The organism is Sinorhizobium sp. NG07B, from assembly GCF_002532005.1.
GTDB classification, from domain to species: Bacteria; Pseudomonadota; Alphaproteobacteria; order Rhizobiales; family Rhizobiaceae; genus Sinorhizobium; species Sinorhizobium fredii_C.
In genome coordinates, this window is the sequence record NZ_NWTD01000017.1 from 25,198 (window position 1) to 50,758 (window position 25,561).

23 protein-coding genes are annotated in these 25,561 nt (G+C 59.2%); 17 read left to right on the forward strand and 6 right to left on the reverse strand.

Going from position 1 to position 25,561, the window contains the following annotated elements:
• The first annotated feature begins 489 nt into the window (after positions 1 to 489).
• The 4 genes from CO664_RS27495 (at position 490) to CO664_RS27510 (ending at position 5,845) form a co-directional block, all read left to right on the forward strand.
• On the forward strand, positions 490 to 1,503 hold the full coding sequence (locus CO664_RS27495; RefSeq protein ID WP_097527870.1) for an ATP-grasp domain-containing protein: 1,014 nt from the start codon (positions 490 to 492) through the stop codon (positions 1,501 to 1,503).
• A gap of 260 nt (positions 1,504 to 1,763) precedes the next feature.
• Positions 1,764 to 2,726, forward strand: a complete 963-nt coding sequence (locus CO664_RS27500; RefSeq protein ID WP_097527849.1) for a nitrate ABC transporter substrate-binding protein — start codon at positions 1,764 to 1,766, stop codon at positions 2,724 to 2,726.
• Positions 2,727 to 2,833: 107 nt separating this feature from the next.
• A complete protein-coding gene (locus CO664_RS27505; protein WP_097527850.1) occupies positions 2,834 to 4,255 on the forward strand; it encodes a CapA family protein in 1,422 nt (473 codons plus the stop codon).
• 102 nt (positions 4,256 to 4,357) lie between these two features.
• The gene (locus tag CO664_RS27510; protein WP_097527871.1) at positions 4,358 to 5,845 is read left to right on the forward strand and encodes an aldehyde dehydrogenase family protein; all 1,488 of its coding nucleotides are present in this window, start codon (positions 4,358 to 4,360) and stop codon (positions 5,843 to 5,845) included.
• Positions 5,846 to 6,005: 160 nt separating this feature from the next.
• Here the strand turns inward: CO664_RS27510 and CO664_RS27515 are convergent, their stop codons facing one another.
• Positions 6,006 to 7,331: a PLP-dependent aminotransferase family protein gene (locus CO664_RS27515; RefSeq protein WP_097527851.1), complete on the reverse strand. Its 1,326-nt coding sequence runs from the start codon at positions 7,329 to 7,331 to the stop codon at positions 6,006 to 6,008.
• A 153-nt stretch (positions 7,332 to 7,484) separates the two neighbouring features.
• On the opposite strand from CO664_RS27515, the gene CO664_RS27520 reads away from it, so the two are divergent.
• The 12 genes from CO664_RS27520 (at position 7,485) to CO664_RS27575 (ending at position 19,466) form a co-directional block, all read left to right on the forward strand.
• Positions 7,485 to 8,309 carry a carbon-nitrogen hydrolase family protein gene (locus tag CO664_RS27520; RefSeq protein ID WP_097527852.1) on the forward strand — a complete coding sequence of 275 codons (825 nt, stop codon included), beginning with the start codon at positions 7,485 to 7,487 and terminating at the stop codon, positions 8,307 to 8,309.
• A gap of 15 nt (positions 8,310 to 8,324) precedes the next feature.
• The gene (locus CO664_RS27525; RefSeq protein ID WP_097527853.1) at positions 8,325 to 8,996 is read left to right on the forward strand and encodes a 4-hydroxy-4-methyl-2-oxoglutarate aldolase; all 672 of its coding nucleotides are present in this window, start codon (positions 8,325 to 8,327) and stop codon (positions 8,994 to 8,996) included.
• Complete coding sequence (locus tag CO664_RS27530; protein WP_097527854.1) at positions 8,996 to 10,297, forward strand: FAD-binding oxidoreductase; 1,302 nt, start codon at positions 8,996 to 8,998, stop codon at positions 10,295 to 10,297. Before CO664_RS27525 ends, CO664_RS27530 begins: the two co-directional genes overlap by 1 nt.
• A 1-nt stretch (position 10,298) precedes the next feature.
• The gene (locus tag CO664_RS27535) at positions 10,299 to 11,108 is read left to right on the forward strand and encodes an ABC transporter ATP-binding protein (protein ID WP_097527872.1); all 810 of its coding nucleotides are present in this window, start codon (positions 10,299 to 10,301) and stop codon (positions 11,106 to 11,108) included.
• 43 nt (positions 11,109 to 11,151) lie between these two features.
• Entirely contained in the window at positions 11,152 to 11,943 is a 792-nt protein-coding gene (locus CO664_RS27540; RefSeq protein WP_097527855.1) for a transporter substrate-binding domain-containing protein, read from the forward strand.
• Positions 11,944 to 11,952: 9 nt separating this feature from the next.
• Entirely contained in the window at positions 11,953 to 12,711 is a 759-nt protein-coding gene (locus tag CO664_RS27545; RefSeq protein ID WP_097527856.1) for an ABC transporter permease subunit, read from the forward strand.
• Entirely contained in the window at positions 12,711 to 13,496 is a 786-nt protein-coding gene (locus CO664_RS27550; protein WP_097527857.1) for an ABC transporter permease subunit, read from the forward strand. Before CO664_RS27545 ends, CO664_RS27550 begins: the two co-directional genes overlap by 1 nt.
• Before the next feature lie 198 nt (positions 13,497 to 13,694).
• Positions 13,695 to 14,747, forward strand: coding sequence for a succinylglutamate desuccinylase/aspartoacylase family protein (locus tag CO664_RS27555; RefSeq protein WP_097527858.1), 1,053 nt, complete (start codon positions 13,695 to 13,697; stop codon positions 14,745 to 14,747).
• A 71-nt stretch (positions 14,748 to 14,818) separates the two neighbouring features.
• Complete coding sequence (locus tag CO664_RS27560; RefSeq protein WP_097527859.1) at positions 14,819 to 15,892, forward strand: ornithine cyclodeaminase; 1,074 nt, start codon at positions 14,819 to 14,821, stop codon at positions 15,890 to 15,892.
• Positions 15,892 to 16,854 carry an arginine deiminase-related protein gene (locus CO664_RS27565; RefSeq protein ID WP_097527860.1) on the forward strand — a complete coding sequence of 321 codons (963 nt, stop codon included), beginning with the start codon at positions 15,892 to 15,894 and terminating at the stop codon, positions 16,852 to 16,854. Before CO664_RS27560 ends, CO664_RS27565 begins: the two co-directional genes overlap by 1 nt.
• A 41-nt stretch (positions 16,855 to 16,895) precedes the next feature.
• Positions 16,896 to 17,699 (forward strand): arginine deiminase family protein, encoded by an 804-nt coding sequence (locus tag CO664_RS27570; RefSeq protein ID WP_097527861.1) that lies wholly within the window; start codon positions 16,896 to 16,898, stop codon positions 17,697 to 17,699.
• Positions 17,700 to 18,221: 522 nt separating this feature from the next.
• Positions 18,222 to 19,466: an acetyl-CoA carboxylase biotin carboxylase subunit family protein gene (locus CO664_RS27575; protein WP_097527862.1), complete on the forward strand. Its 1,245-nt coding sequence runs from the start codon at positions 18,222 to 18,224 to the stop codon at positions 19,464 to 19,466.
• 651 nt (positions 19,467 to 20,117) lie between these two features.
• Here the strand turns inward: CO664_RS27575 and CO664_RS27580 are convergent.
• From CO664_RS27580 to CO664_RS30905, 3 genes are all read right to left on the reverse strand, one after another.
• Complete coding sequence (locus CO664_RS27580) at positions 20,118 to 21,260, reverse strand: hypothetical protein (protein WP_202859967.1); 1,143 nt, start codon at positions 21,258 to 21,260, stop codon at positions 20,118 to 20,120.
• Complete coding sequence (locus CO664_RS27585; RefSeq protein WP_234819655.1) at positions 21,257 to 22,528, reverse strand: hypothetical protein; 1,272 nt, start codon at positions 22,526 to 22,528, stop codon at positions 21,257 to 21,259. Before CO664_RS27585 ends, CO664_RS27580 begins: the two co-directional genes overlap by 4 nt.
• Positions 22,529 to 22,693: 165 nt before the next feature.
• The gene (locus tag CO664_RS30905) at positions 22,694 to 22,879 is read right to left on the reverse strand and encodes a hypothetical protein (RefSeq protein WP_158254904.1); all 186 of its coding nucleotides are present in this window, start codon (positions 22,877 to 22,879) and stop codon (positions 22,694 to 22,696) included.
• A gap of 846 nt (positions 22,880 to 23,725) precedes the next feature.
• On the opposite strand from CO664_RS30905, the gene CO664_RS27595 reads away from it, so the two are divergent.
• Entirely contained in the window at positions 23,726 to 24,022 is a 297-nt protein-coding gene (locus tag CO664_RS27595; protein WP_097527864.1) for a hypothetical protein, read from the forward strand.
• A 500-nt stretch (positions 24,023 to 24,522) separates the two neighbouring features.
• Here CO664_RS27595 and CO664_RS27600 read toward each other — a convergent pair whose 3' ends face one another.
• Positions 24,523 to 24,756, reverse strand: a complete 234-nt coding sequence (locus CO664_RS27600) for a flavodoxin domain-containing protein (protein WP_097527865.1) — start codon at positions 24,754 to 24,756, stop codon at positions 24,523 to 24,525.
• A 147-nt stretch (positions 24,757 to 24,903) separates the two neighbouring features.
• Entirely contained in the window at positions 24,904 to 25,344 is a 441-nt protein-coding gene (locus CO664_RS27605; protein ID WP_097527866.1) for a cytochrome P450, read from the reverse strand.
• Between the last annotated feature and the right edge of the window lie 217 nt (positions 25,345 to 25,561).

Sequence of the window (25,561 nt, forward strand, 5' to 3'; positions counted from 1 at the left end):
ACTTTCGGTCGAAGGTTCATATGAAACGTGCTCGAACGATGCAAAGCAATGCGCTTGATGCCGCGCTGTTTAGCGTGGTCGCGTCAAGTGGAGCTTTGCCGAGTCCGTTGCGGAAGGCGCGGTCATTTTCCATCCAGCGGCTCTGGTTCCCATCGCATCTGGATGACCACGGGTGCGGAGGCGATGATCGCGGAACTGATGCAGCACAGGCGCACTGCTGGCCGCCATGCGCACCTGATCTCAGTCGACGGATAGCAGAGAGTACTCAAACGCCACTCCAACGACGCCGCCGCCTATTGCCAAGGCAGCACGCAGGGTACGCGGCCCTCTGGCGGCGCCATCGACCCGAATGTGCTCCACCAGGTGCAGTGGGTGACGCGGGTCGAAGCGCCTTCCCGACAGTGTCGGCGCTCTCATTTGCCGTGCCGTTGACGAGGACCAAATCCAAGCGAATGAACGTGACAGCGCACAAAAATGAAGGAGCAGCTCATGCGGGTAGCCGTCGTGTGGAACGATGATCATACGGGCGTGATCAACCGGTTCGGTCAGTCTTGTCGGGAGGCATACGATCGCGAGACGGTCGAAAGCGTGGTGGCGGCACTGCAGGAGGGCGGCCACGAGACGTTGGTGTGCGAAGGCGATAAAGGACTGCTCGCCACGCTTGAGCAGTTCATGCCCCCTGATCCGCGAGCCTGCCCCTCCGGGATGGTCTTCAACATGGCGTACGGAATTCAGGGCGAGTGCCGCCTTGCCCACGTTCCGGCCATGCTCGAGATGGCGGGCGTTCCGTACACCGGATCGGGCCCACTCGGGCATGGGCTGGCCCTCGACAAGGTCATCACGAAGAGGCTTATCCGCGATCACGGCGTACCCACACCAAACTTTCACGTCATGCGCAGCAGCAATGGCAGTATCGGCGATCTGCGGTTCCCAGTGGTAGTGAAGCCGCGTCACGAATCGAGCAGCTTCGGATTGCAGCTGGTGCATGAGGCCACTGGGTTGCGGGAGGCCGTAGACGTGATCGTCACGCAATATAAGCAGGACGCGCTTGTGGAAGAGTATGTCGAAGGCCGGGAAATCTGTGTCGCGATGTTGGGAAACGAAGAGCTTGAGGTCTTGCCTCTTCTTGAGCAGGACTTTGGCGACCGAGAAACGCGCCTTGTGACTTGGGAAGCGAAGTACAGCGCAGCCGAGGAGCTGCCGTTGATTTGCCCGGCGCAAATCGGGAGCGAGCTTGCGGCGATAGTGCGGGATATTTCGATTGAGACTTTCCGTGTCTGCAAGTGCCAGGATTACGCCCGTGTTGACCTTCGGATCGACCGCTCCGGCCAACCCTTTGTACTGGAGATCAACTCCATGCCGCGACTCGGTACCCACGGCACCTACGTCTTGGCCGCGACGACCGCTGGCTACAGCTACACGACTGTGGTCAATCGCATCCTCGACGTCGCCCACACGCGATATTTTGGAGTGGGCGTCCCCGACATAAACGCAAAGAGCTGATGCCAACCGGCAGCGGTTGATCACGGACGTCACCACTGGTCGAGGCGGTGAAAGGCTATTCCCGCCAACATCAGCAACTTAATGAGCCCTGCTTGCGCGACCGCGCACAGCGCGAAAGCAAGCCTCTTGTGCCATGGACCTGTCCAACTCGCGCAGGTCATACCAATTGCTCCCATAAATGTTCAATAACGTAATAACATTTGTGCTTAGCGATTTTAACTTTTACTCATTGAACCACTAGGCTTTTCCTGAGGTTTCCCATGCCTGTAACGCTTCGCATCGCTCTTCGTGACTGGGACTACATGACCCCTCTGGCACTCGGAGACGTCTCTTCTGCCCGCCTCGCCATCAAGGTCGATCGGGTCGGCACCCTCGTCAATGATCTCGCAACAGATGACGCGCACGATGCGGCGGAAATCTCCTTCAGCCGCTATTCGCAAATGCGCCACGACGGAAACGAGCGCGTTATCGGGGTGCCGAATTTCATCATGCGCGGCTTTCGCCATCGCTGCATCATCACCAGCAAAGCCAGCCTCATTCATTCTCTGGCTGATCTTGCCGGCAAAAGGATCGGTGTCACGGGCTGGCGCGATTCCGGCAACACCTGGACGCGCGCGGCTTTGCGCCGGGAGGGCGTCGGCATCGAGGATGCGATGTGGTATGCCGGCCGCCTGACCGAAGCCCATCCGATTACCGACCGCCTTGAGGGATTCGGGCGACCCGGCCGCATTGAGGCTGTGGCCGGTGAGCGCCCGATGGTCGACCTGCTGCTCGATGGCGGCTTGGACGCGGTTTTCACGCCGTTCATGCCGAAGGGATTCTTCGACCGGAACTCTTCATTGCGGCGTGTGCTCGATAATTGTCGAACGGCGGAAGTCGCATACTTCAACGAGGTCGGTTACGTGCCCGGAATGCACCTGATCGGGATAAAGGCCGCCTTTGTCAGGGAATATCCTTGGGTCATTGACGAACTCGGCGCGCTGATCGACGAGTCGCAGCGCCTCTGGCTCGAGAAGCGCGAGAAATACGCGGATACGACGCCCTGGATGATCGACGAGCTTGCGCGTTGCGCCGCTGATCTACCGCCGTCCTGGAATGCCAGCGGCTTCGAGCAGAACGAGACAATGATCGCTGATTTCGCCGTCGAACTCTACGAGCAAAAGATCCTGCCGCGCCTGCTGTCGCCGGCAGAGATATTTCCCTTGCATGCGACGGCTCGATGAGCGCCATCCCTGCGGTGGAACTCCAGATGAATGAAACCTGGCGCCGCGGCGGCCGAAGCGAACCGACACAATGCTCAGCCGCTGAGTGCGAAAAATGGGAGCGAAAAATGGCGAAACAAGCTGAGGACAACGGTTACCCGGTCCAGCAAGAGAGCAGGTACGATACCGTCGGTTCGACTGGTACAAACGTCGCCGACGGCTTCACGGTGGTCGCAGTTGGCGACCTCCTCACTTCCCGGCCGCTCACCAACGGAAGACATCCCGGCTTCGACGACGTGGTCAAAATTCTCCAGGACGCTGATGTCACATGCGGCAACGTTGAATCCAACATCTTCGATATACGCTCGTTTACGGGTAGTCCGCAGGTCAGCACTGACTACGTCCTCAGTGTACCGGAGCTGGGCGCCGATCTAAAAGCTATGGGCTTCAACGTCGTCAGTCGAGCGAACAACCATGTGTTCGATTGGGGCATTGAGGGTATGCGCGAGACAAGCCGCGTTCTCGATCAGAACGGCATTGTTCATGCCGGCGTGGGCGAGAACCTGGCCCAAGCGAGCGCGGCACGGTTTCTGGAGACTGGAGGCGGCCGCGTGGCACTGCTGTCGTTTGCCTCAACGTTCCAGTCCATGTCTCCCGCGTGTGATCCTGCCGGCGAGGCGCCGGGTAGGCCGGGGCTTAACGCGCTTCGCCTTTCGCAAAGCATCGTTGTCCTGCCAGAGATGATGGAGAGCGTCAGGCGGATCCGAGACGCGCTGCCGGGGTTTAAGGCGGGCGGCAACGATCCAAACCGGGTCGTGCTCGGTGGTGCGACATTCAGAGCGGGCGAAGAGGTTGGCTACAGCTTTGAACCGGACCAGGGCCACGTCGAAAATATTTTGCGCAATATTCGCCGGGGTAAGTTGTCGTCTGACTTCTGCATGGTTGCGCACCATGGTCACGGCGCCGGAAACTGGTGCCAGGAGCCGCCCGATTACGAACGGGAGTTTGCGCACAAGCTGATTGACGCCGGTGCTGACGCGTATATTGGGCACGGACCGCATCAGTTGCGAGGAATTGAGATCTACAAGGATCGGCCGATCTTTTACAGCTTGGGGAATTTCATGTTCGACAACCTCGGAACGCCGGTCGGAGCTGAGATGTTCGCCACCTACGGTAAGGACCCACACGTCCATACCGACGCGGAGTTGATCGTCGACGTCATGGTGAAGGGATTTGAGGGGGATGGCGGTTTCACCAACCCGGTGTACTACGAGAGCATCATCGCGATCAGCCGCTTCGAGCAAAACCGGCTGTCGGAATTGCGGCTAATTCCGGTTGAGCTGGGCTATTCGGGGCGGTTTGCCAACCGGGGCGTTCCACGTCCAGCGACGCCGCCGCAAGCACAAGCTATTCTGGGACGCTTGCAAAGGCTTTCGGAGCCGTTTGGAACCGAAATCGAAATAGAGAACGACGTCGGGATCATCAGGCTAAGGGGCAGGGATCATCGTAGGATGAGCGCTGCGATCGGCAGTCCGGGTAGGACAGGCTGAGTACCATCGACAATGGTCCCCGGCCTTGCCAGTTAGAACTGTGGAACTTGCGGCGGCCGCGGAAAAGCCTGTCTGCAAACGGCAACATACGAGGTGACACTGATGAATACAATAACGCCTGATCTTCCCGCATTTCTCCAAGCTCGCGACAAATCCCTGTTCATAGATGGTGGCTGGCGCGATGCGCGCTCCGACAAACGCATCGAGACACGAAACCCCGCCACAGGCGAGGTGATCGCAACGTTTGCCGATGCCGCCAAGGAAGACGTCGATCTCGCGGTGGCCTCCGCCCGGCGAGCTTTCGAGGGGGAGTGGTCGCGCTTTACGCCCAATGACCGTCACGCCCTGATCATGAAGGTCCTGAGCGTTCTCGAGAAGCACTTCGAAGAACTCGCCACTATCGAGACCGTTGACATGGGCGCGCCGTTGGCCCGCACCCGGTCGTTCTGGAACTACACCGACCGCTGCCTGCGCTTCTTCGCCACGCAGACGGCCAATATCGGAGGGCAGACCCTGCCCAGCTCCCTTCCAGGTGGCATGATGACCATGACGCTTCGCGCGCCGGTCGGCGTAGTGGGCGGCATCCTGCCCTGGAATGGACCGTTGATCGGGCAGCTCTGGGTCCTCGGTCCGGCGCTGGCCACGGGATGCACAGTTGTTCTCAAGCCGGCGCAAGAAGCCTCTCTCAGCGTGTTGAGAACGGCGGAACTGATGACCGAGGCCGGGGTTCCGCGCGGGGTCATCAATGTCGTCACTGGCCGCGGATCGACGGCTGGCGCAATGCTGGCCGAGCACCAGGATGTGGACCGGGTCGCATTTACCGGGTCGACGGAAACCGGCCGCTCGATCATCAGGGCGTCGGCCACGAACATCAAGAGACTGCAGTTGGAACTGGGCGGCAAGTCGCCTGACGTCGTATTCGCAGATGCCGATCTCGACCGGGCGGTTCCAGGCGCGGCGATGGCGGTGTTCTCGAACAGCGGTCAGGTCTGTTACGCCGGAAGCCGTCTTTTCGTGCAGCGCAGCATCCTTCCCGAATTCGAGGAGCGCATTGCCAATTTCGCAGGAACTCTCAGACTTGGAAACGGGCTGGAACCAGATGTGGCCCTCGGGCCTCTCATATCCGAAAATCAGTTGGCCAGCGTCATGGGCTATATTGATTCGGGTCGGCAGGAAGGGGCCCGTCTCCTTGCAGGCGGAACCAGGCCGGGCGGGGCCTTGGAAGCAGGCAGCTTCCTCAATCCGACCGTATTTTCAAGCGTGAACAACGGCATGCGTGTTGCGCGGGAGGAGATTTTCGGGCCCGTGGTTTCGATCATTCCCTTCGACGAGGAGGCTGAAGCGCTCAAGCTCGCCAATGACACCCCGTACGGTCTAGGCGGGGGCGTGTGGACGCAAGATATCGGCAAGGCGATGCGAATGGTCCAGGGGATCAGGGCCGGCACGATCTGGGTCAACAACTATGGCGCCATCGACCCGTCGGTTGGCTTCGGCGGCGTCAAGGCCAGCGGCTATGGTTGGAAAGGGGGCGCCCAGCACGTCGACGCATTCCTCTATCAGAAAAGCGTCTATATCGGCGGCCTTAACTGAGCTGGTCCGACGTGCAAGGCGATCACGATCATTTGCATCGGGACTTCCGATATAGTGGCAGTGGGGTTCATGACCACGCTCCCTCGGAGCAGGCGCTTCTTAGCGTGGGTAGGTCTCGCTTCTTGTTCGCGGCGCAGTCCTGGGCGTCACCGTAGGTTTTCTAGAGTGCGTGGGCGAGAGCGATTGCATCGGCGACTTCATCGTAGCGTTCGGCAAGTGTCGACGTGGCAACGCGGATGTGGTTACTCGGTAGAACCGAGAATTTCTCCCCCGGATTGACGGCGATATTGCGCGCCGCAAGGGTCACCATAGCGAACGGCTCGGAATCGACTGGGACCCAGAGGCAAAGCCCATTGCCGCCAAGGGTTTCAACTCCCCGCTCCCGCAGCGCGACAGCGAGGGCTTCGCGGCGAGCACTATAGGTGTCGCGCGCTCTCGCAATCGTCGCATGGGTCGAGGGCTGGTCCAGAAGCCAGGCCACGGCTCCCTGCAGGAGGCGGCTCGTCCACCCGGCGCTGAAAGCTCGGTAGGATTGAATCTGTTCGATTATCGAGGAAGAACTGGAAAGCACCGCCAGCCTGAGATCGGGACCAAGTGTCTTGGAATAGGAGAGGATATGAACGGTGCGATCCGGAAAGCGGCTGCCGAGCGACGTCGGCTCGACATCCGAGATATCGCCGATGCCGTCATCCTCGATGATCAGCGCATCGCTCTTCTCCAGAATGTCGCCAAGCTGATGCAGCCGTTCGGCGCTGACCGTTCGCCCCGTCACCGAATGCAAGCGGGGCTGAAAAAGGAATGCGGCGGGACGCTCTTCCATCGCCTCGCTGAGAGAACTTGGAAGTGGTCCCTCATCGTCGCACAGCACGGGCACGATTTTCACGCCGAGATCTTCGAGAATGTCCAGAAGCCGCATCGCGGTCGGGTGTTCGATCGCGACGGTGGAGCCGGGAAGAACGAGCGCGCGCACTGCCGTATAAACGGCGTTGTAGCCCCCATTCGTTGCGAGCATCGCCTCCGGCTCATAGGGCCAGTGCTTCATGGCGGCGTGGCGCAGTTCCGGAATAATGCGGCTCCGTTCATAGCTGTTGAGCTGTTCTGCTGACGCGCCATGGACCATCGCTTCCGCGAGCGGAGGGAGGAGGGAAACGTCCGGCACGGCGCCGGTCAGGTCCAAGGCTCCTGGCGCGTAGTTTCCTGAACTCGCCAGCCGCTCGGGCTTCGCCACGAAGCGGTCACCGCTCACCCATGTGCCGTTTCGGCCCCTGCCGGCAATGATCTTCTGGCGGCGGAGTTCGCTCCAGGCTTCCGCAATTGTCGCCGGACTGACCTTGAGCTCGTAGGCGATGTCGCGGATCGCCGGTAGCCTGGTTCCCACTGGCAGGATCCCGGCCCTGATCAGGGCGCTAGTCTCTAATGCGATTCCGCGAATGGTGCGGTCACACAGTCTTCCGGCAAGCCAAGCCGCGTCGAGTTTGTCGCTCATTTCCCCATCGCTTTTAAATGTCCAATAACGTAATAACGTTTGTATCTTATGATATCAACATTTAATCTGAGTCTCGTCAAAGGGAAATTTGGAATGAGCGCGGCCTGCGAAACTTAGCGGGCCTCACGACAGTGATACGCGCGGGAGAACAGCGTGAAAGTAAGCCTAATTCAGACAAATCCGCAGCAAAATCGCCAAGATAATCTGCGCGTCACTCGCGAGTTGATGCTGGCAGCTGTAAAGGCTGACAAGCCTGATCTCATCGTATTGCCGGAGTACTTCGCGTGGTACGGCAAGAACATTGAAGCGAAGCTGGCAATGGCCGAGCCGACCACCGGCGGCCCCGCGTACCGAATGGCCAGCGATTTCGCCAGAGAGCATGGTGTCTATGTCCACGCCGGCACGATCCTCGAAAAGGTCGACGGGGAAAACCGGGTCTTCAACACGAGCTTCGTGTTCGATCGCAATGGCAAGGAGGTCGCGGCTTACCGGAAAATTCACCTGTTCGACATCGTTGCGCCTGATGGGACCGAACACAAGGAGTCCGCTACGGTCAAACCCGGCGAAGATGTCGTGACCTATGAAATCGACGGCCTCAAGATCGGCTGCGCCATCTGCTTTGACATCCGCTTCTTCGAACTCTTCCTCCAGCTGGAAAAGGCCGGTTGCGACATCATCGTTCTGCCTGCGGCCTTCACCCTGCAAACAGGAAAGGACCATTGGGAGGTCCTCGCCCGTGCACGCTCCATCGAAACTCAAACCTATTTCGTCGCCTGCGGCCAGACCGGCGCAGTGATCGAGGGGAGCGAGAAGCACTTTTTCTATGGTCATTCGCTCGTCTGCGATCCTTGGGGTCACACGATCGCCAGGGCGTCCGATGGCGTCGGCTTCGTAACGGCGCGGATCGACGCGGCACAAATCAAACGGGTGCGCGGGCTCATTCCGATGACGCAGCATCGCCGCCTGGCTTGCGCATAGCAGGGGGCCGGGCGCATGTACACCATCAAGGATATGCCCGATCCAGTGTCGCAAGAGGATCTCGATTTGTTGAGAGGCGTCGAAACGGCAACTGTCGGGCACTGGCGTCTGTTTGGTTTCGTGGACCGCAGGATTCAACCGGTTTTACCGAGGCGGCGGGTTGTGGGAACGGCGGTGACTGTCGCGATAGCCGGCCCGGATTCCACCCTGCTGCACCATGCCGCCGGGATGCTGCGGCCGGGCGACATTGTCGTCCTCGATCGTCTCGGCGACGACAAATATGCCTGCTGGGGTGGCGGCGTTACCGCTGCCGCAAAGTCTGCCGGCGCAGTGGCCGGTATCATAGACGGGCCGTGCACGGACATCAGCGAAATCGAGGGCGCGGATTTCCCGGTTTGGTCGCGTGGGTGCTCGTCAATAACCACGCGCCTCTATGATCTCGGCGGTGGCATGAACATACCGATTTCCTGTGGTGGTGCAGTGGTCATGCCTGGGGATGCGATCCTCGCCGATGAAAGTGGCGTACTCGTCATCCCGCGGGAAGAGGTGCGCTCGGTCGCGCTGAAAGCTCTCGCAATGCAGGAAGCCGAAAGGAACAACGTGAACGTGCTTAAAGGACAAAAGCTCGGCGACATTTCAGGGGCGAGCGCCAAGGTAATGGCGAGACTTGCCGGAGCGGGGCTGTGATGACGACGAGCCCTATGGCAACGCGCTCACGTGAGCGCTCCTACGATGTGGCGATCGTCGGTGGGGGAATTATGGGGACCGCCACGGCCTATTACCTTTCAAAAGCCGGCGTGAGCGTTGGGCTATTTGAAAAGGGTCGGGTCGGAGGCGAGCAGTCCAGCCGGAATTGGGGGGCCGTTCGGCAGCAGCAACGTGATCCGGCAGAACTGCCGCTGATGATTGAGTCGGTCCGACTGTGGGCGGGGCTTGAAGAGGAGCTTGGCACCGGCCTCGACTGGAACCAGCAGGGTCATCTTGCTTTGGTGTACGACAAAAAAACAGGAGCGGAATTCGAGAAATGGATCCCCGTTGGTCGAGAGCACGGGCTCGACACGAGAATGCTGACCGCTAAAGAAGTGCACCATTTGATGCCGCACTACCGGGACACTGATTGCCGTGGTGGGCTCTTTACCCCTTCCGATGGTTGCGCAGAACCGGAGAAGGTCGCTGTTGCGTTCGCGCGCGCAGCTAGCGCTAAAGGGGCTGAAATCTTCGAACTCACGAGTGTTTCCTCGATAGAGACCCAGAACGCCAGCGCCAGCGCGCTCTGGACTGAGCAGGGGCGGATCAAAGCCAACACCATTGTTGTCACCACGGGAGCTTGGACCAGTAGGCTTCTAAAGCCATTTGGGACCCGGCATCCCTCACTCTGGATCCGCGGCAATGTCGCCCGCACCAACGTCCTGCCCATCGAGATGCGCAAGCTCCTGGTCTGGGGCAAGTGCGCCTACCGACAGCGTTCAGATGGCCGTGTGAATATCGCAGCGGCGCGAATTGCTTTCCACGATCTCATGACAGACAGCTTCGTGTACGGCACGAAATTTCTGCCGGTCGCCAAGGATCATTGGGGTAGCTTTCGGCTCAGTGTGGGCGGTCATTCGGTCCGTAGCCTGATGGGTGAATTCGATGACTTCACCACCCACCGGACCCTTGATCCGCGCCCCGAGTGGAAAGTGTTGCAGGAAGCTGGCAGGTTGTTTGCAAAGGAATACCCTGAGGCTGGTCCGATCACGTTTGAACGAGCCTGGGGCGGCTTCATCGACTACATGCCGGACGAGTTGCCCGTAATTGGCGAAGTTCCAGGATATGGCGGGCTTTTCATGGCGGCTGGTTTCTCGGGTCACGGGTTTGGAATGGGCCCGGTGATCGGGCGCGTCATGGCGGATCTCGTCCAGGGCAAGCCTCTCGGTCAAGACCTGCGCCCCTTTTCTCCGAAGAGATTCTCCAAGGGATTTCGCTCCAGGAAGCCCGACCATGTATGAGATGAATCCGGCATTGCACAGCATCAGACACACGGTGGCGGATGGCGCTGCTGAAGCCCTGCATATCGAGAACCTGCATAAGAAGTTTGGAGCGCTAGAGGTCTTGAGAGGCGTGTCGCTCTCGGCGCGCGACGGCGATGTGGTCGCCGTGATTGGCGGTAGCGGCTCGGGTAAATCGACGATGCTTCGCTGTATCAACTGCCTGGAGAACCCGACCAGCGGAATCATTCGGGTCAACGGCGAGGAAATCCGCCTCAAGCCGGACGGCCACGGCGGAAGCGTTCCGGCCGACCGCCGGCAGATCGAACGCATCCGCTCCAGGCTTGGGATGGTTTTCCAGAGCTTCAATCTCTGGAGTCACATGACCTTGCTAGAAAACGTCATCGAAGTGCCGATCCATGTGCTGGGGGTTCGACGAGATGAAGCGGTCGCCAATGCCGAGAGCCTGCTTTCGCGCGTTGGCCTTCTGGAAAAGAAGGATTGTTACCCGGCGTTTCTCTCCGGGGGGCAGCAGCAACGCGGCGCCATCGCCCGCGCTCTGGCGGTTCAGCCCCGCGTGATGCTGTTTGACGAACCCACCTCCGCGCTTGATCCCGAACTTGTCGGCGAGGTGCTGACGGTCATCAGAGATCTCGCGCGCGAGGGACGCACGATGGTGCTGGTCACGCATGAAATGAAGTTTGCCCGCGAAGTGGCAACGCACGTGATCTTTCTCCACGGCGGGCAGGTCGAGGAAGAAGGGCCACCGGACGCGCTCTTCGGCTCTCCAAAATCGGAGCGGCTCAAACAGTTCATCAGCAATGTGGGCTAGCGGTCGGAAATCAACTGTAACGCAAACCAAAAGGGGAACACCAATGAAAACAGTTCTTAAAACAGCCCGCATCGTGGCGATCGTCGTCTCGACCGTCATTGCATCGCTCGCCCTGGCTGGCGCTGTGAACGCTGAAACCGTCAAAATCGGCGTTGCCGCGGAGCCCTATCCGCCGTTCAGCACCCCCGACGCCTCGGGCAACTGGTCGGGCTGGGAGATCGACTTCATGAATGCGATCTGCGCGGATCAGAAGCTGGATTGCCAGATTGTGCCGGTCGCCTGGGATGGCCTTATTCCGGCACTGACGTCCGGACAGATCGACGCCATCATGTCTTCGATGAGCCACACGAAGGAGCGTGCGAAGACAATCGATTTCTCCGACAAGTATTATTTTGGACCGGTTGTCATCATCGGGCCCAAGGGTACTGATCTGAAGGCAACGGCCGATAGCCTGGCGGATAAGATTCTCGGGGTGCAGACCGCGACCAATTACCAGCGCTACGTCGAGAAGTATTTCCCGAAGTCGACTGTAAAGACCTATCAAACCCAGGATGAGGTCTATCAGGATCTGGTCGCCGGTCGCATCGATGCGACGATCGACGGTCAAATCGTCTCGGGCGCTTTCCTCAAATCATCGAACGGGGCATGCTGCGAGGTTAAGGATCAGGTCAAGATCGATCCCGAAATTTTCGGATACGGCTCCTCCGTCGGACTGCGCAAAGGCGACAGCGAGTTGAAAGAAAAATTCAACAAGGGGATCGCCAACGTCCGCGCCACCGGCACATACGATAAGATCACCAAGAAATACTTCGATTTCGACATCTACGGAAACTAAGGGCGCCTCATGCTGGAGATTTTCGGTCAGGTTTTTGAACCTGGCGAACCGCTCGGGATGTTTGCGTTGTCCCCTCCCGGTTGGGGGGGGAGCCTCTTGATTGGTCTATTGCGCTCGTTGGAGATAGCGGCGGGTGCCTATGTCGTGGGTTTGCTCATTGGTGTCTTTGGCGCCTATGGCAAGCTTTATGGCAATGAGGTCATTCGAGACATCCTCGGACTCTACACCACCATTGTGCGTGCGGTCCCAGAGCTTGTCCTTATCCTGATCCTCTATTACGCCGGACCCGCGGCCTTGAACGGGTTACTGGTGCAGTTTGGCTTCAGCCGTGTCACGCTGCCGCAGATGCCGGTGGGCATCGTGGTCCTTGGCGTGGTGCTCGGTGCCTACATGACCGAGGTGCTGCGTGGCGCCATTCTTGCCGTGCCGGTGGGACAGATCGAGGCTGCGCGGGCCTACGGCATGACGCCGCTGAAGATGGCTCTGCGTATCACCTTACCGTTGATGCTAGGCAATGCGATACCCGGCCTGTCCAATCTGTGGCTAGCCGCGACCAAGGATACGGCGTTGCTGGCGGTCATCGGCTTCAGCGAACTGACACTGATGACCAAACAGGCAGCCGGATCCACGAAATCCTATTTCCTGTTCTATGTCGCTGCCGGCATCCTCTATCTGATCGTCTCCTTTGCCTCAGGCCGTGTCTTCGGGTGGATCGAACGCTGGGCTCGCAAGGGTCAGCCGCCCGTTACCAGCGGAGGTACATTGTGATGAGTGTCGTCCGTCAAATGTTTCGGCCGCACCGCCTGATCATGTTTGCCATCGGGATTGCCCTGGTCATCTGGTGCGGCCTCTCAATGCGTTGGGACTGGCTCTCAACTTACTGGAACAACGGCCTGCTCGTTCAGGGTCTGAGGAATACGCTTTGGATTCTCGGCGTGTCGTGGCTGCTTGGCTTGTTCCTCGCGCTTTGGTTGGGTCTCGCCCAGGCCGCTGGTCCCTGGTATCTGGCAACTCCGGCCAAGGGATTCTGCTCGGTCATCCGAGGAACGCCACTCCTCCTGCAGCTCTGGATGTTGTACTACGGCCTCGGTTCTCTCTTCCCGACTTACCCATGGCTGCGGAGCTCCGCTCTCTGGCCCTACCTTCGCGAGGCCTGGCCCTATGCACTGCTATCGCTGACGCTCAGCGCCGCAGGCTATGGAGGCGAGGTGATGCGGGGAGCCTTTCGCGGCGTTGATCGCGGTCAACTCGAGGCCGCCCGCGCCTTTGGAATGCCGCGCTTGACCATCCTGCGCCGCATCTGGTTGCCACTCGCAGTACGGCGGGTGCTGCCGACGCTTGGTGGGGAAGCCGTGCTGCTGCTCAAGAGCACGCCGCTCGTCGCGACCGTGACGGTGATCGATATCTACGCCGTCTCCAGCCAGGTGCGACAGGACACGTACCTGACCTACGAACCGCTGCTGCTGTTGGCACTCGCCTATATGGCCATGGCCGGGATCATAGCGTTCCTGTTCAGTCGCTTGGAAAGGCGCATTCCTGCCCGGCTCGCGTGAACAGCAAGCGATGCGTTCGTTGTTTCACTGTGCATCCTGCGCCGTTGGTTGCTCGCAGGAAACTCCGCCGGTGTGCGGCGGGCATTTTTCAGACCGAAGTTCCCAGATGTGCGGGCGGCCGCCGGTCGCCGGTGCGTTGCGGAGAGAGTGCGTTGCGAGCTCACGGGAATTTCCAACCATTACTAGGGAGAACAACTAATGAAGAAATCGATCGAACGTATTGCGGGCGACACCGAAGGGGTCACCTACGAATTTCCCGTCTACCGCATCGAAGGCTCATCGCCCGATGCGCCGACGGCTTATCTTCAGGCTGCGCTCCACTCGTGCGAACTGCCAGGAACCGTCGCCATCCATGCCCTTATGAAGCGGCTGCGCAAAGCTGAGGTGGAGGGCCGCATCCGCGGCTCCATGACAATCGTCCCGTCGGCCAATCCCATCGGCAGCACGCAAATGCTTTTCGGCGAATTGCATGGCCGCTTTCATTTTGACACCCGCAGAAATTTCAATCGCGGTTTTCCGCTGCTGGACCAGCCGGATGCCTCGTCTCTTCGTAGAGACGCAGAGGTCGCTACGGCTGACCAGAACCTCAAGGCACGATTATTGCAGCTGTCGATGGGGCACGACATCGTGCTGGACCTTCATTGTGCTTATGAGGGCGTCCCCTATCTCTACGCTCCATCCATGCTTTGGCCCGCAATAGCAGATTGCGCATCGGCCTTGCGCCTGGAAGCGGTTTTGTTCGCGTCCGACCTGGGCGACGGCGAATTCGAGGTGGCCGCGATACACCCGTATCTGAAGGCCTCGCCCGAGGTGGCCAGGATCGACCGGCGCGTCGTTGCCACCGTGGAGTTCCGCGGCATGCGTGATGTCGACCCTCGCCTTGCTGAATCTGACGCCGAAGGCCTTTACCGACTTTTGGTCTGGCGTGGCGTGGTGTCCGATGAAGCAATCGGACCCAAAGAACCCTATGCGGGCATCGCGGCACCTCTCGAAAACTTAGAAATGATGCGCGCTCCGTGCTCCGGAGCCGTCCTCTACCATGTCGATCCAGGCGATCGCGTCGAGAAAGGGCACCTGCTCGCAACAATCGTCCATTCTCCGGGCGAGCTGGAGGGTGAGACTGCCATCCCTGCACCGCAGAGCGGCTACGTTCTCACGAGGCACATGCATCGATTCGCCCGCAGGGGCAGCGATCTGATGAAGATCATCGGGGACAAGCGCAGCGCTACCGAGGTGGTGGTCGAGGAGTGAAAAACATTCGCATGCACACGACTGGTTTCCCGGTTTAAACCGCGACCGCCCCGCAAGGAGCTACTAAAGCCATGCAAGAAAAACTGAATGTCGTCCCGTTCGTCAGCGTCGATCATATGATGAAGCTGGTGTTGGCGACGGGCGTCGAGCGTTTCCTCATTGAGCTTGTCGCCTATATCGAAGAGGACTTCCGGCGCTGGGAGTGCTTCGACAAGACGCCGCGTGTCGCCTCCCACAGCGCCGAAGGCGTCATTGAGTTGATGCCGACCAGCGACGGCGAGACCTACGGCTTCAAATACGTCAACGGTCATCCGAAGAACACGCGCTCCGGACGGCAGACGGTGACGGCTTTCGGGGTGCTCGCCGATGTCGGCAACGGTTATCCGATGCTGCTGACCGAGATGACCATCCTCACAGCACTCAGGACTGCCGCGATGTCGGCCGTCGCCGCGAAATACCTGGCGCCGAAGGGCGCGCGGACCATGGCGATGATCGGCAATGGGGCGCAATCGGAGTTCCAGGCGATCGCCTTCAAGGCGATCCTCGGCGTCGACAAGCTCCGTCTCTACGACATCGATCCATCCGCCACGGCCCGCTGCCAGAAGAACCTGGCCGGCATGGGCTTCGAGATCGTGGCCTGCTCCTCCTCGCAGGAAGCGGTCGAAGGGGCCGAGATCGTCACCACCGTCACCGCTGACAAGCAGAATGCGACGATCCTGACTGATAACATGGTCGGCCCCGGCATTCACATCAACGCCGTCGGCGGCGATTGCCCCGGCAAGACCGAGCTTCACGGCGACATCCTGCTGCGCTCCGACATCTTCGTCGAATACCCACCGCAGACGCGCATCGAAGGCGAGATCCAGCAGCTCGATCCGGACCACCCGGTTATCGAACTCTGGCAGGTGATCGCTGGAAACGTACCCGGCCGCTCCGACGAGCGTCAGATCACCCTGTTCGACTCCGTCGGCTTTGCCATCGAGGATTTCTCCGCACTGCGCTATGTTCGCGATCGACTCAAGGAGACCGGACTGTATGAGGAACTCGATCTGCTCGCCGATCCCGACGAACCGCGCGACCTTTTCGGCATGATCCTGCGCGCTGCAAAAGCGGCTCCCGTACCTCAGAAGATCGGAGCGCTCTGATGAACAAACAGTCCGTACAGGCGCCCAAGGGCGTCGTGATGATCCGGCCGCATCATTTCACGCCGAACCCGATGACCGCGGCCGACAACGCGTTTCAGTCCAATGACAAGAAGCGTGCCGCCGCGGCTATCGCCAGCGCGGCATTCGACGAGGTGACGCGCATGGCGGAAGGCCTCGGAGAGGCCGGTGTCACCGTGCATGTCTTCGAGGACAGGACGGTGACAACGCCCGACTCCGTCTTCCCCAACAACTGGTTCTCGACACACTCGGGCGGCCACGTTGCGATCTATCCGATGTACTCGCCCAACCGGCAAAGGGAGCGTCGCGGTGACGTGATCGAGATGCTGAAGGCTGAGTACCGGGTCCAGGACGTCATCGACTACTCGGGCCTTGAGAGAGACCATGTCTTTCTCGAGGGCACCGGCGCCATGGTCCTCGATCACATCGGCCGGGTTGCCTATGCGGTGCGCTCCAACCGCACCAACGAGGTGGCCCTCGAACGGTTCTGCACCCACTTCAACTTCGAGCCGATGGTCTTCGATGCAGTCGATCGCAGCGGCAAGCCTGTTTATCACACCAATGTGCTGATGTGCATCGGAACCGACTTCGCGCTGCTCGGGACGCAAATGATCCCCGATCTTCGACGCCAGCAGGAGGTCGTTGCGCGGCTCAAGGAAACCGGCCGCGAGGTCCTCGAGCTTTCAATCGACCAGATCGAGAACTTCGCCGGCAATGCCATCGAGCTGGAGGGGAGCGAAGGTCGCGTCCTTGCGCTTTCGGCGCGTGCCCACGCGGCCCTGGATCGTGAGCAGATCGCGGTGATTGAGCGCTCCGCAAAGCTGCTGCCATTCGACGTTTCGACGATCGAGCTCGCTGGCGGCTCGGTGCGCTGCATGCTCGCGGGCATTCACCTGTCGCGGCGCACTCCGCAGACCGAACATCTCCGATTCGCGGCCGAATGAGCGCGGCGCAGTCAAACATTGCAACTATGGGACAGCCAACAATGTCGCAGACCAGATCAGTCTATGAGTTCAACTCTGCAATCGTCCGTGAGCCTTCCACCTCAGTCGTCAATGGTCTACGCGCCGACGATCGCGGCGGCCCGACTTACGACGGCGTGAAGGCCGAGCACGACGCCTATATTGCGGCGCTGCGCAATGCCGGTGTCGAGGTTACCGTGCTTCCGCCGCTTGAGGGGTTCCCGGACTCCATTTTCGTCGAGGACCCGGCGCTTGTGTTCACCAACGGCGCCATCCTGCTCCGGCCGGGCACCCCAAGCCGCGTCAAGGAAACTGCCGAACTTGCGCCGGTCCTGCGCGAGATGTTCGAAACCGTGCTTGAACTTGCTTTTCCCGGCCAGGCGGATGGCGGTGACATTATGTTCACCCCGAAGGGATTGCTGATCGGCCTCTCCGACCGCACCGACAAGGCTGGTGCCGAGGCGCTGATTTCCTGTATCGACAAACTCGGCGGAAAGGCCGAGATCGCCGAAACGCCGAAAGGGGTACTGCATTTCAAGACGGCGTCCTCGCTGCTCGACAATGAGACGGTGATCGCGACGGCGGCACTTGCCGACGCGGCAGTGTTCGAGGGATTGCGTAAGATCGTCGTGCCGGAAGGCGAAGAGCCGGCGGCGAATGTGCTCCGCGTCAACGATGTCGTATTCGCTAGTGCCTATTACGTGCGCACTCTCGAGATGCTTGACACAGAAGGCTACAAGGTCGTGCCGCTGAAGACGGCCGAAATCGAGAAGATCGACGCGGGGCTCTCATGCATGTCACTGCGGTGGTATGGGGATGGCAAATAATTATCCGGGATGACCTCCGGCCAAGTAGGCTGCGCTCCTCCCCTGCTTATGTAGCGAGGAAAAGCCGCAGTTCGTCCATGCGCGATGGCAGACTGCAATCACTGATTGTGCTGCTCACTAAAGATGACAGTCTCGGCAGCGCCAGTTCCCTCGATCGGTTCAAGTCCTCCTCCCAGCAAGTGGTTCCGCGGTCGGTACGAAACATGCGCCACGCAATCCATATCGCCGTCCGAATGCGGCTGCCGAAAAGTGGAGCAGCAGTTGCGAAGTGCGGCCCAATTCTTGATTCGCGATTTATTCTTCGCGACACCTCGCTTTCGGCATGATCTCATTGTCGGACTTGACGCACGCGACTTGATCAACCCCGCAACAGATCCTTCAAATAAAACTCAAAGAATCTTTACAACCGCACATCGCTGGAAATGGTACGTTCATCACGAGGGTCTGAGGTCCGGCGCGGATGAAAAGCTGATGCCGATTTTACGCCTTGGACCGCACAGCCCGCAACGGAGGTCAACGCCAATGACGAGAAGAGCGCTCATCATGGTTGAAGGCCATAGGCGTAGTGGTCTGCTATACGTCCAAGCGGCCCGGCGTCTTGGTCTCCATCCAATTACCCTGTCGGCCGATCCAACTTGCTACGACTATCTTGCAGCGGAAGGGATTGAGGCAATCTGTGTCGATACGGACAATCTCGATGCGCTGATCCACGCATGTTGCCGGCTACGCCCGACCTATGACATTGTCGGCATTACTGGCTTTTCGGGGGTCGACGAGTCGGTCTCTGCTACAGTCGGAAAGCTCTGCCAGCATTTCGGTCTATCGGGACCGAACCCCACATCAATTGAACGATGCTGCGACAAATTCACTCAACGTCAGCTCCTGGCGGACGCCGGCGTTCCCATACCTTCTTATCGCTTGGCAACGAATGAAATGGAGGTAGAAAGCTGTGCGACGGAAGTCGGCCTGCCGGTGGTTCTTAAGCCAGCCCTAGGCATCCGCAGCATCGGTGTTCGATTGTGCCGCAGTATCGCCGAGGTAGCCGAGCATACAACCTATCTGTTGGGCGGGAAGCACATATGGCGGTCTTCGCCGAGAATCCTGGTCGAAGAATTCGCACAAGGCCCCGAGTATGCCGCTCACATAATGGGGAATGAGGTCATTGGGATTGAAGCTGGTGACTCAGGCCCTGGACCGCATTTCGCCTTTCGTGAATTCACCTTTCCGGCCCCGCTGACTGATGATGAGCATAAGCGTATTGCCGATGTCTCGCTGACTTGCTTGGGAGCTCTCGGCCTTGGCTGGGGGCCAGCGTGCATAGAATTCCGGTGGACGAAACGTGGCCCAATCGTCATTGAAGTTAATCCGCGTCTTGCCGGTGGGACCTGTCCTCAACTGGTTCACCTGGCTTACGGTGTCGATCTCATCACCGAGCACATCAAGCTTGTCATCGGTGACAAATGCGATTTGCGCAGAAGCCATTCGCACACTGCGGCCGCGCGGTTCCTTCTTCCTGATCGCGATGGCACCCTCGATTGGATCGAGGGCGACAGGCAAGCGGCTGCCGTATCAGGTGTCGCCGAGGTCAAGTTGTATGTTGAACCTAAGACACCGATCGTCAGGAAAGGCGATAATCGAGACTCTTTGGGAGAGGTCGTCGCGGTGTCACCCAGCCTTGTGCAGACCGAGGCGATACTTCAGCGTGCCGTCGACTTCATCGCTTGGTCGATCACGCCATTTCCGACATCTGGCGAACAGGATCAGTAGGGGACTATTTGCATCGCCACACTAGCGCGGTGCGAGGACGGGCCAAACGGTCCAGTCCCTTCTCATGGGGGCCCGGCGCCTCGAGGTCCTTCGCCCGTTCGCGAGGTATCTGGCCGGGCTCGATCCCGACACCGAGTTCCCGAGAACCGCGACCTTTGGTCGTTCACACCGCCGCCTCGCACCCCACATCTATTCAGAGCAAGAGATCTGCGACCTTGTGGCCGCCGCTCGCACCTCGCGCCCGAAGGCGGATTACGGCCGGCATCCTACGGGACGATCTTCGGGCTGATCGCCGCTACGAGTCTGCGCCGATCAGAAGCGCTCCACCTGCGCTGCAGCGATGTGGATCTGGACGGAGCATTCTTTCGGAACACCAAGTTCCCGCAAATCCAGGGATGTGCCCCTACACGCCACCGTCGTAGCCGAACTACGGCGTAAATTTTGACCGGGGACGCGGGACAGTTCCGTAACGCTACTTCTGTGTGCGCGGTCTGGAACGGATTCGATCGGATGAGCCCGTTTCTCGAGTCGCTTCGAAACTTAAAGAACTGAAATGGCACAGCTTAAAGGTTAGGGGCAAGAACCTTCATTTTGCGTGACTCGAACCCTCGTACGTAAGGCGCAGAGAACAGGGGAAACCATAATCATTGACTAGATGAGCTTCCCATCGCCATCGGTGTCACTTCCTTCCCCCTTCACTGCGGAGATTTGTCCTGCGGCGGTGCGGTGACCAGAACTCCAGCATCTGGCGAACACAATCCGGTCGACGGCAGTGAAATCTAGAAGAGCTCCCAGAAACGCTCGCGCATCAACTGACAGGTCATCGAAGGGCGGCAAAAGGATTGAATATGCTGCCTGTTCCAGGTCACGCGCGGCACGGAACAAGCGATCCGAGTTCGCCATTTTAACTACGATCTCCGCCAGGCTCTCGGCCGGAATAGACTGCAAGGCCAGATGGAAACGGTCACGAACGACGTCTGCGATCCCTGATCCGTTCGGCGCAAAGTCCCGAATGGCAGCTTGTGCCCACCGTAACTTGTCCTCGGTGCCTTTTATGTCCTCTCCAAACCGGATGGCGTTGGCAAGGCTCGTCTGCCGCTCGAGGGTAGGCCGGAGCGCAGTCTCACCGGAGGCAAAATCCAATGCAGCTGCTGCGATCGCTGCGCTAAAGTAGACCATGCGAGTGAGCACCTGGGCAGCCGTTGAACCCGGATGGGCTTCTGTAGCGAGCTTTGCGAAGAGTTGGGCGCCGTCTGTCGCAGTGTTGGCACAAGAAGGGCCGAACCGGTCAGCGACGGACGACTTCACCGATACGAATACGTCTCGCAAATTTCGCGATGCGCGTGAGTTGTCGACCTGGAATATGAGCCGCTCTAGCATCTCGTCGGTTATGCGCGTTGACGCCGCTAGCTTCTGGCTTGATTTCAGGCGCTGGAGATCTCCATTGTCAATCCAAAGGACGTTGTGCTTGCGCGCAAGTTCCCGTAACGCGGGCCGAGTATCGCTTGTTGCTACTCCGGTGGCTTCCACCTTAATGATTTCGGCGAGCCCTTTCACGAAAAACAGCCGTTCAGCCGCTCTCGGTTGCGCGTTATCCTTAATATCGATAATGATACGGCGTCGCGCCAAGGTCGCAGACCGCTCGTAGAGCCAAAGATCGATGTCCGTAAGATCATCACCGCTATTACGCAGCTTCACTCCGCGCACAACAAAGAAACCCGCGCCCAGAAAATACGACCGAACAATCTCCTCGGTCTCAAAACCCTTTTTCCCGGTCTTTTTTCCTCCGCTCATAGGCCACCCCCGCCGCGAACCGCGCTCAAAAGCGAGCGTGTTTGAGCCTTACTTGCACTGGATTGATTCTTGCGCAATCCGACACGCGCGACCTCCGGCGGTGTATAGCTGCGCATCCCGGCGCTCGGCAGCGTTTCGAGGGCAGAAGCTGCCGCATTACGCCCCTTTAATACCTCGAGCGCGATCACGCCCACTTCGCGCTTCAGAAGCCTCATGGTGAAGCCGTTGCCCGCCCGCTCAGTTTTAACCACTCGTTCCAGTTCGAGGGCGCGGTAGTCGTTTCCGATCGCTGGAGCCGGCCCGACCGTCCCGCCTCGGATGAGCTTTCCTAACAGCAAATCGATCCCCCAGATCCTGCCACGCGTTGCTGAGCTCTGTGACATACCGTAACTGAGAGCAGCAACAAGAGCCTTGGCGTGATCGAAAGCGTCCTCGGTCAGCGGGTTGCTGAACTTGTGGAACGCACCCGGAGATGTGATGAAGACGTGATCCCCAGCTTCGTTGGACACGATGTTCATGTCATAGAGCGCAGCGGCCCTCACTTTGGAGAACAAGGCCTCGCCCAGCAACAAACCTGCCTCGGAAGCAACAATCGCGCCAGTCGCCTGAAGCTTTGCATCGAACTCGTTGAGTTTGGCTTGCTCCGCCGAACTCAAGGAACCGAGAACCTTCATCACCTTTTTCGCCGTGTCGCGCCGGAAGAGGTTGCCATTGAAAAGCAGACGGTCAGCGCCCTCCCCTTCAACATCAACGAATCCTATCTGTGACGCCTGTTGAACGAAATCGGCAGAGTCGGCTTTGGTCATCTTGTGCGTGTCACTTATCAGCTCAATCGCTCCGGCCGCAGACACCGGGGCCTGCGACGAGAGTTCCGCAAGACTGATGGCAGCCCGTTCCGTTGCCTGTGGATCGTTGTCGTCAAAGAGGTCAGCGGCGTGCATCAATGCGGATGCGCCATTGACGCCCAGAACAGATACCCCTCCATTCGAGGCGCGATCGATAAGCTTGCGCTTCTGGAGATGATCAAGGCAGGCCCCTAGCTCCGTTTTTGGATTGAGATTGCCGATCTTGGCTGCTGCTGTCACCTGTTGGGCAGACAGGGTACTTTGATCGCTTTCTCCGAGTCTGGCCAACAGGCTGGCAGCTTTCGCAGCCAGGTCGATTGCACTGAACTCTGCAGCGCCACGAAGGTCGGCAGCAATCTTGCGCCCATGGTGTACGACCCATGCGCCGGTTGTTTGCTTATCCAAAACGATACCTCTTCCCATGTCGCGATTCCTGCAACATTCCTAATCTAGAAGTTGAATTATTTAAAGAGGTTCACGGTAACGGCCTGCATTTCCGGGGTGACACAAGCCAGATTCGCCGTTTTGGGTCTTCTAGCCGTGGTAGACGAATGTCGCCCGCTTGCGCCAGAAAATCCCGTCGCGGCGTCAGAGCCATTGGCGAAAATTCCGGCAGGTGATCACCATTCGGTCATTGCCGTCGCCCGCCGAGATTGAGTCTTTGCCTGAACGACCGTCGATCCAGTCATTGCCTCTTGGATCGATGATCACATCGTCACCATTGCTGTCGACGACACTATTGCTAGCCGGGCGGCATCGGAATTGCCTTTCCATCGCTACTACTCCCTATGAGACAGCCCCACGACGGCGTCTAATCTAAAGACATATTCGCTGTCGTATAACTAGCGCAATCGATCGTTCTAATGGAACCCATCAAAATGGTGGATGCGCGCTTCGGCGCCCGGCGGTGAGCCCCCTTAGAAATGGCGGCCACCGAAGTCCCACGAGACCAAGCTGCTCGCCCGCCGCCTCTTGCATTGTCGGGCAGATCGCGTCTTCTCCGATCTGCGCGCGTCATCGAAATGGTTCGCAATCCCGCGACAGGGTCGATATCGTGAGCAACCGTCTTCTCTGCGCTCCGCCGGGGTGGCGGCGCTCTTTCGACGCAAAGCTGCCGCTCGACGGTACCGCGACACCTGGCCGTATGTCACCGTCCCCACGAGACCGCGTACCGGCGTTGCCCCGCGCTTCTGGCGGCACATGAAAGAGGCTGCGTCCGCTGAGACGCCGGACCACCGAGATGCTTTCGCTTCAACAAGCTGAGCCGAAGGGTGTCGAAGATCTTAATAGAGGACATGGAAGCATGACGGCATCTGCTACAGCCATGGTTCAGGACGGTAACAGCCGAGCCAGCACTGACCTTCTGCAGGCCAGCATGCCTTGCGTTTCAACCGAGGGATGGGCCACAACATCAAGCGATTTGAGCATGCCAGCGGCGCTGGTCCTTATCCTTAGCCAGCCGGGAAGATTTGCGCCCTACTAGGATGTTGAACGTCGCTTCCGAATCAATGAACTTGTCCGCAGGGTACGTGACTCTCGTGCATCAAGTGTGCGGAAGCACCGATCCGGACGTAACGAAGCAGTATCAACGTTGGATTGACTGCACGGAAAGGATGCTACATGCGTGCGCCATCAGGTGCTGTTGCGGGACTTTGCTCGGCCTCCGCCACCATGTTCTCAGTGGGAATGGCGTTCCTTGGCTACTGGGGGCTGTATGAACCCGGCGGTTGGCGGAGCGCTGATCTTGCCATTGTGATTTTGGCGCTCGTCGGATTTGCAGCCCTTGGCTCGGTGCCCTGGATTGTGACGACCCCCGTTGCAGACGATGGCGAGGAGAGGGTTGTAGCCGCCAGACGAGCATTGGCGTTGGGAGTGGTCTTGATCTGGTTGTCCGTTTTTGTCTCGGTATTCACCTAGAGTATCTTTGTTGAATGCGAAATCGGAATGTGGACGGCTTCAACGGTGCCCCGATCGAAGGTGATGGAGCGTCGAGCGGCATGGTGTATCGCCGTTGAAATCCCAGTTCCTAATCGTGTAGCCGCCGATCGAGCTGGCATCCCACCTTCCGATGCAGCCAGAATAGCTGCTTTTTGTGTTGAGTAGTGAAGCCCGACGGCGGCCTGCGTAAGTCTGCCGCACGCCCCTCCCCCGAGCCTTCAGGATTTCCCGTCGAGCTTCCCTCCAAGGGTGGCCGCAAGAGCCTCCCACAACGCAGCGAACCAAGCGTCGAGACTGGCCAAAACGTTGCCCCCGGCGTCCGCCTCTCCACGTTTGGCGACAGGAACTGCCCCTGCCCTGGCAAAGGCGGCTTCGAGGCGCTTCAGAACCGCCTGCCAAGTTTGCCTCTAATGACGGTTGCCGCACCCGAACACCGCAAAAGGCCGTCCCGCAAGCGTGTCCGGCGGAAGGCTCTCAGCTCAGGAGAGGAACCGTCGGGCGTTGTTCGGCGGCAGCCCTTCGTAGGAAGCCGAAACAACGACGAAGGGGATGTCAACTGGAACTCCGGGGGAGTAGTCGTCCGCCGGCGCGACGCCCGGCACGTAACGCGTCGCAGCCTCGATTCCGATCCGTTTTGCGAACGATTCTGACATGCCTGTATTGCTGCCATAGAGTATGAGCAGAGGCCTTCGGTAGGCGATCGAAGGAGGCACCCTTCTCAATATTGGCTCTTTGCAGGCGGCTGGAGCGCGGCGACGCGGCCCCTGCAGCGCGACAAACAAGGTGATCTCATCCAGATTGTCGCCTCGCCGACCAGTATCGCCGTTCCGCCCTTATGCGAAGAACAACCGGCTTCATCGTCAGTGTCTCGCCGACAACGAGCTCATAGCTATCGTCGAGCAATGAGATGTATAAACGGAGATCATCGCCATGACCAGTACCGCCTCTTGCATGGCGAAGCCTCGGCCGAGGCAGGCTCGCTGACCGTTGCCAAGGGGCTTCCAGGCGTGTTGAAGCACGTCTTTGGCATGATCGAAGTTGAAGCGTGCCGGCCTGAATACGTCAGGCTCGTCCCAAACCTTGGAATCGCGGTGAAGCACAGGCAAAAGGATGAGCAGGATGTCATCCGGGGTCAGCCGGTATCTGCCTGCGAGGGTCGTATTCTCAATCGGATGTACCGCAAAACCTGGAGCCGTGGGCCAAAGCCGCAAGGTCTCCATCAGCACCTGTTCGACGATTTTATTCCGGATCTGATTTATGTCGCTTCGCATGGCAAGAAACTGCGGATCATTAGGCTCCATGTATGAGCCATCTTTTGGCCTCGTCGCTGTACCGGCCGAGTACGGCCTCGAAGCCGCAAAGATTTCGACCCCTCGAAACGGTTTTTGTTTAGTTTCAATATGCTTACGGGCGCAAGTGAATCTGCTATGTCAAGCATTGCTGGGAGCATATCAAGGATGCAAGCAACCCCACCCTTCCATAAGTCCTCGCCCCGGCCATACCGACGTCGAGTGAAGA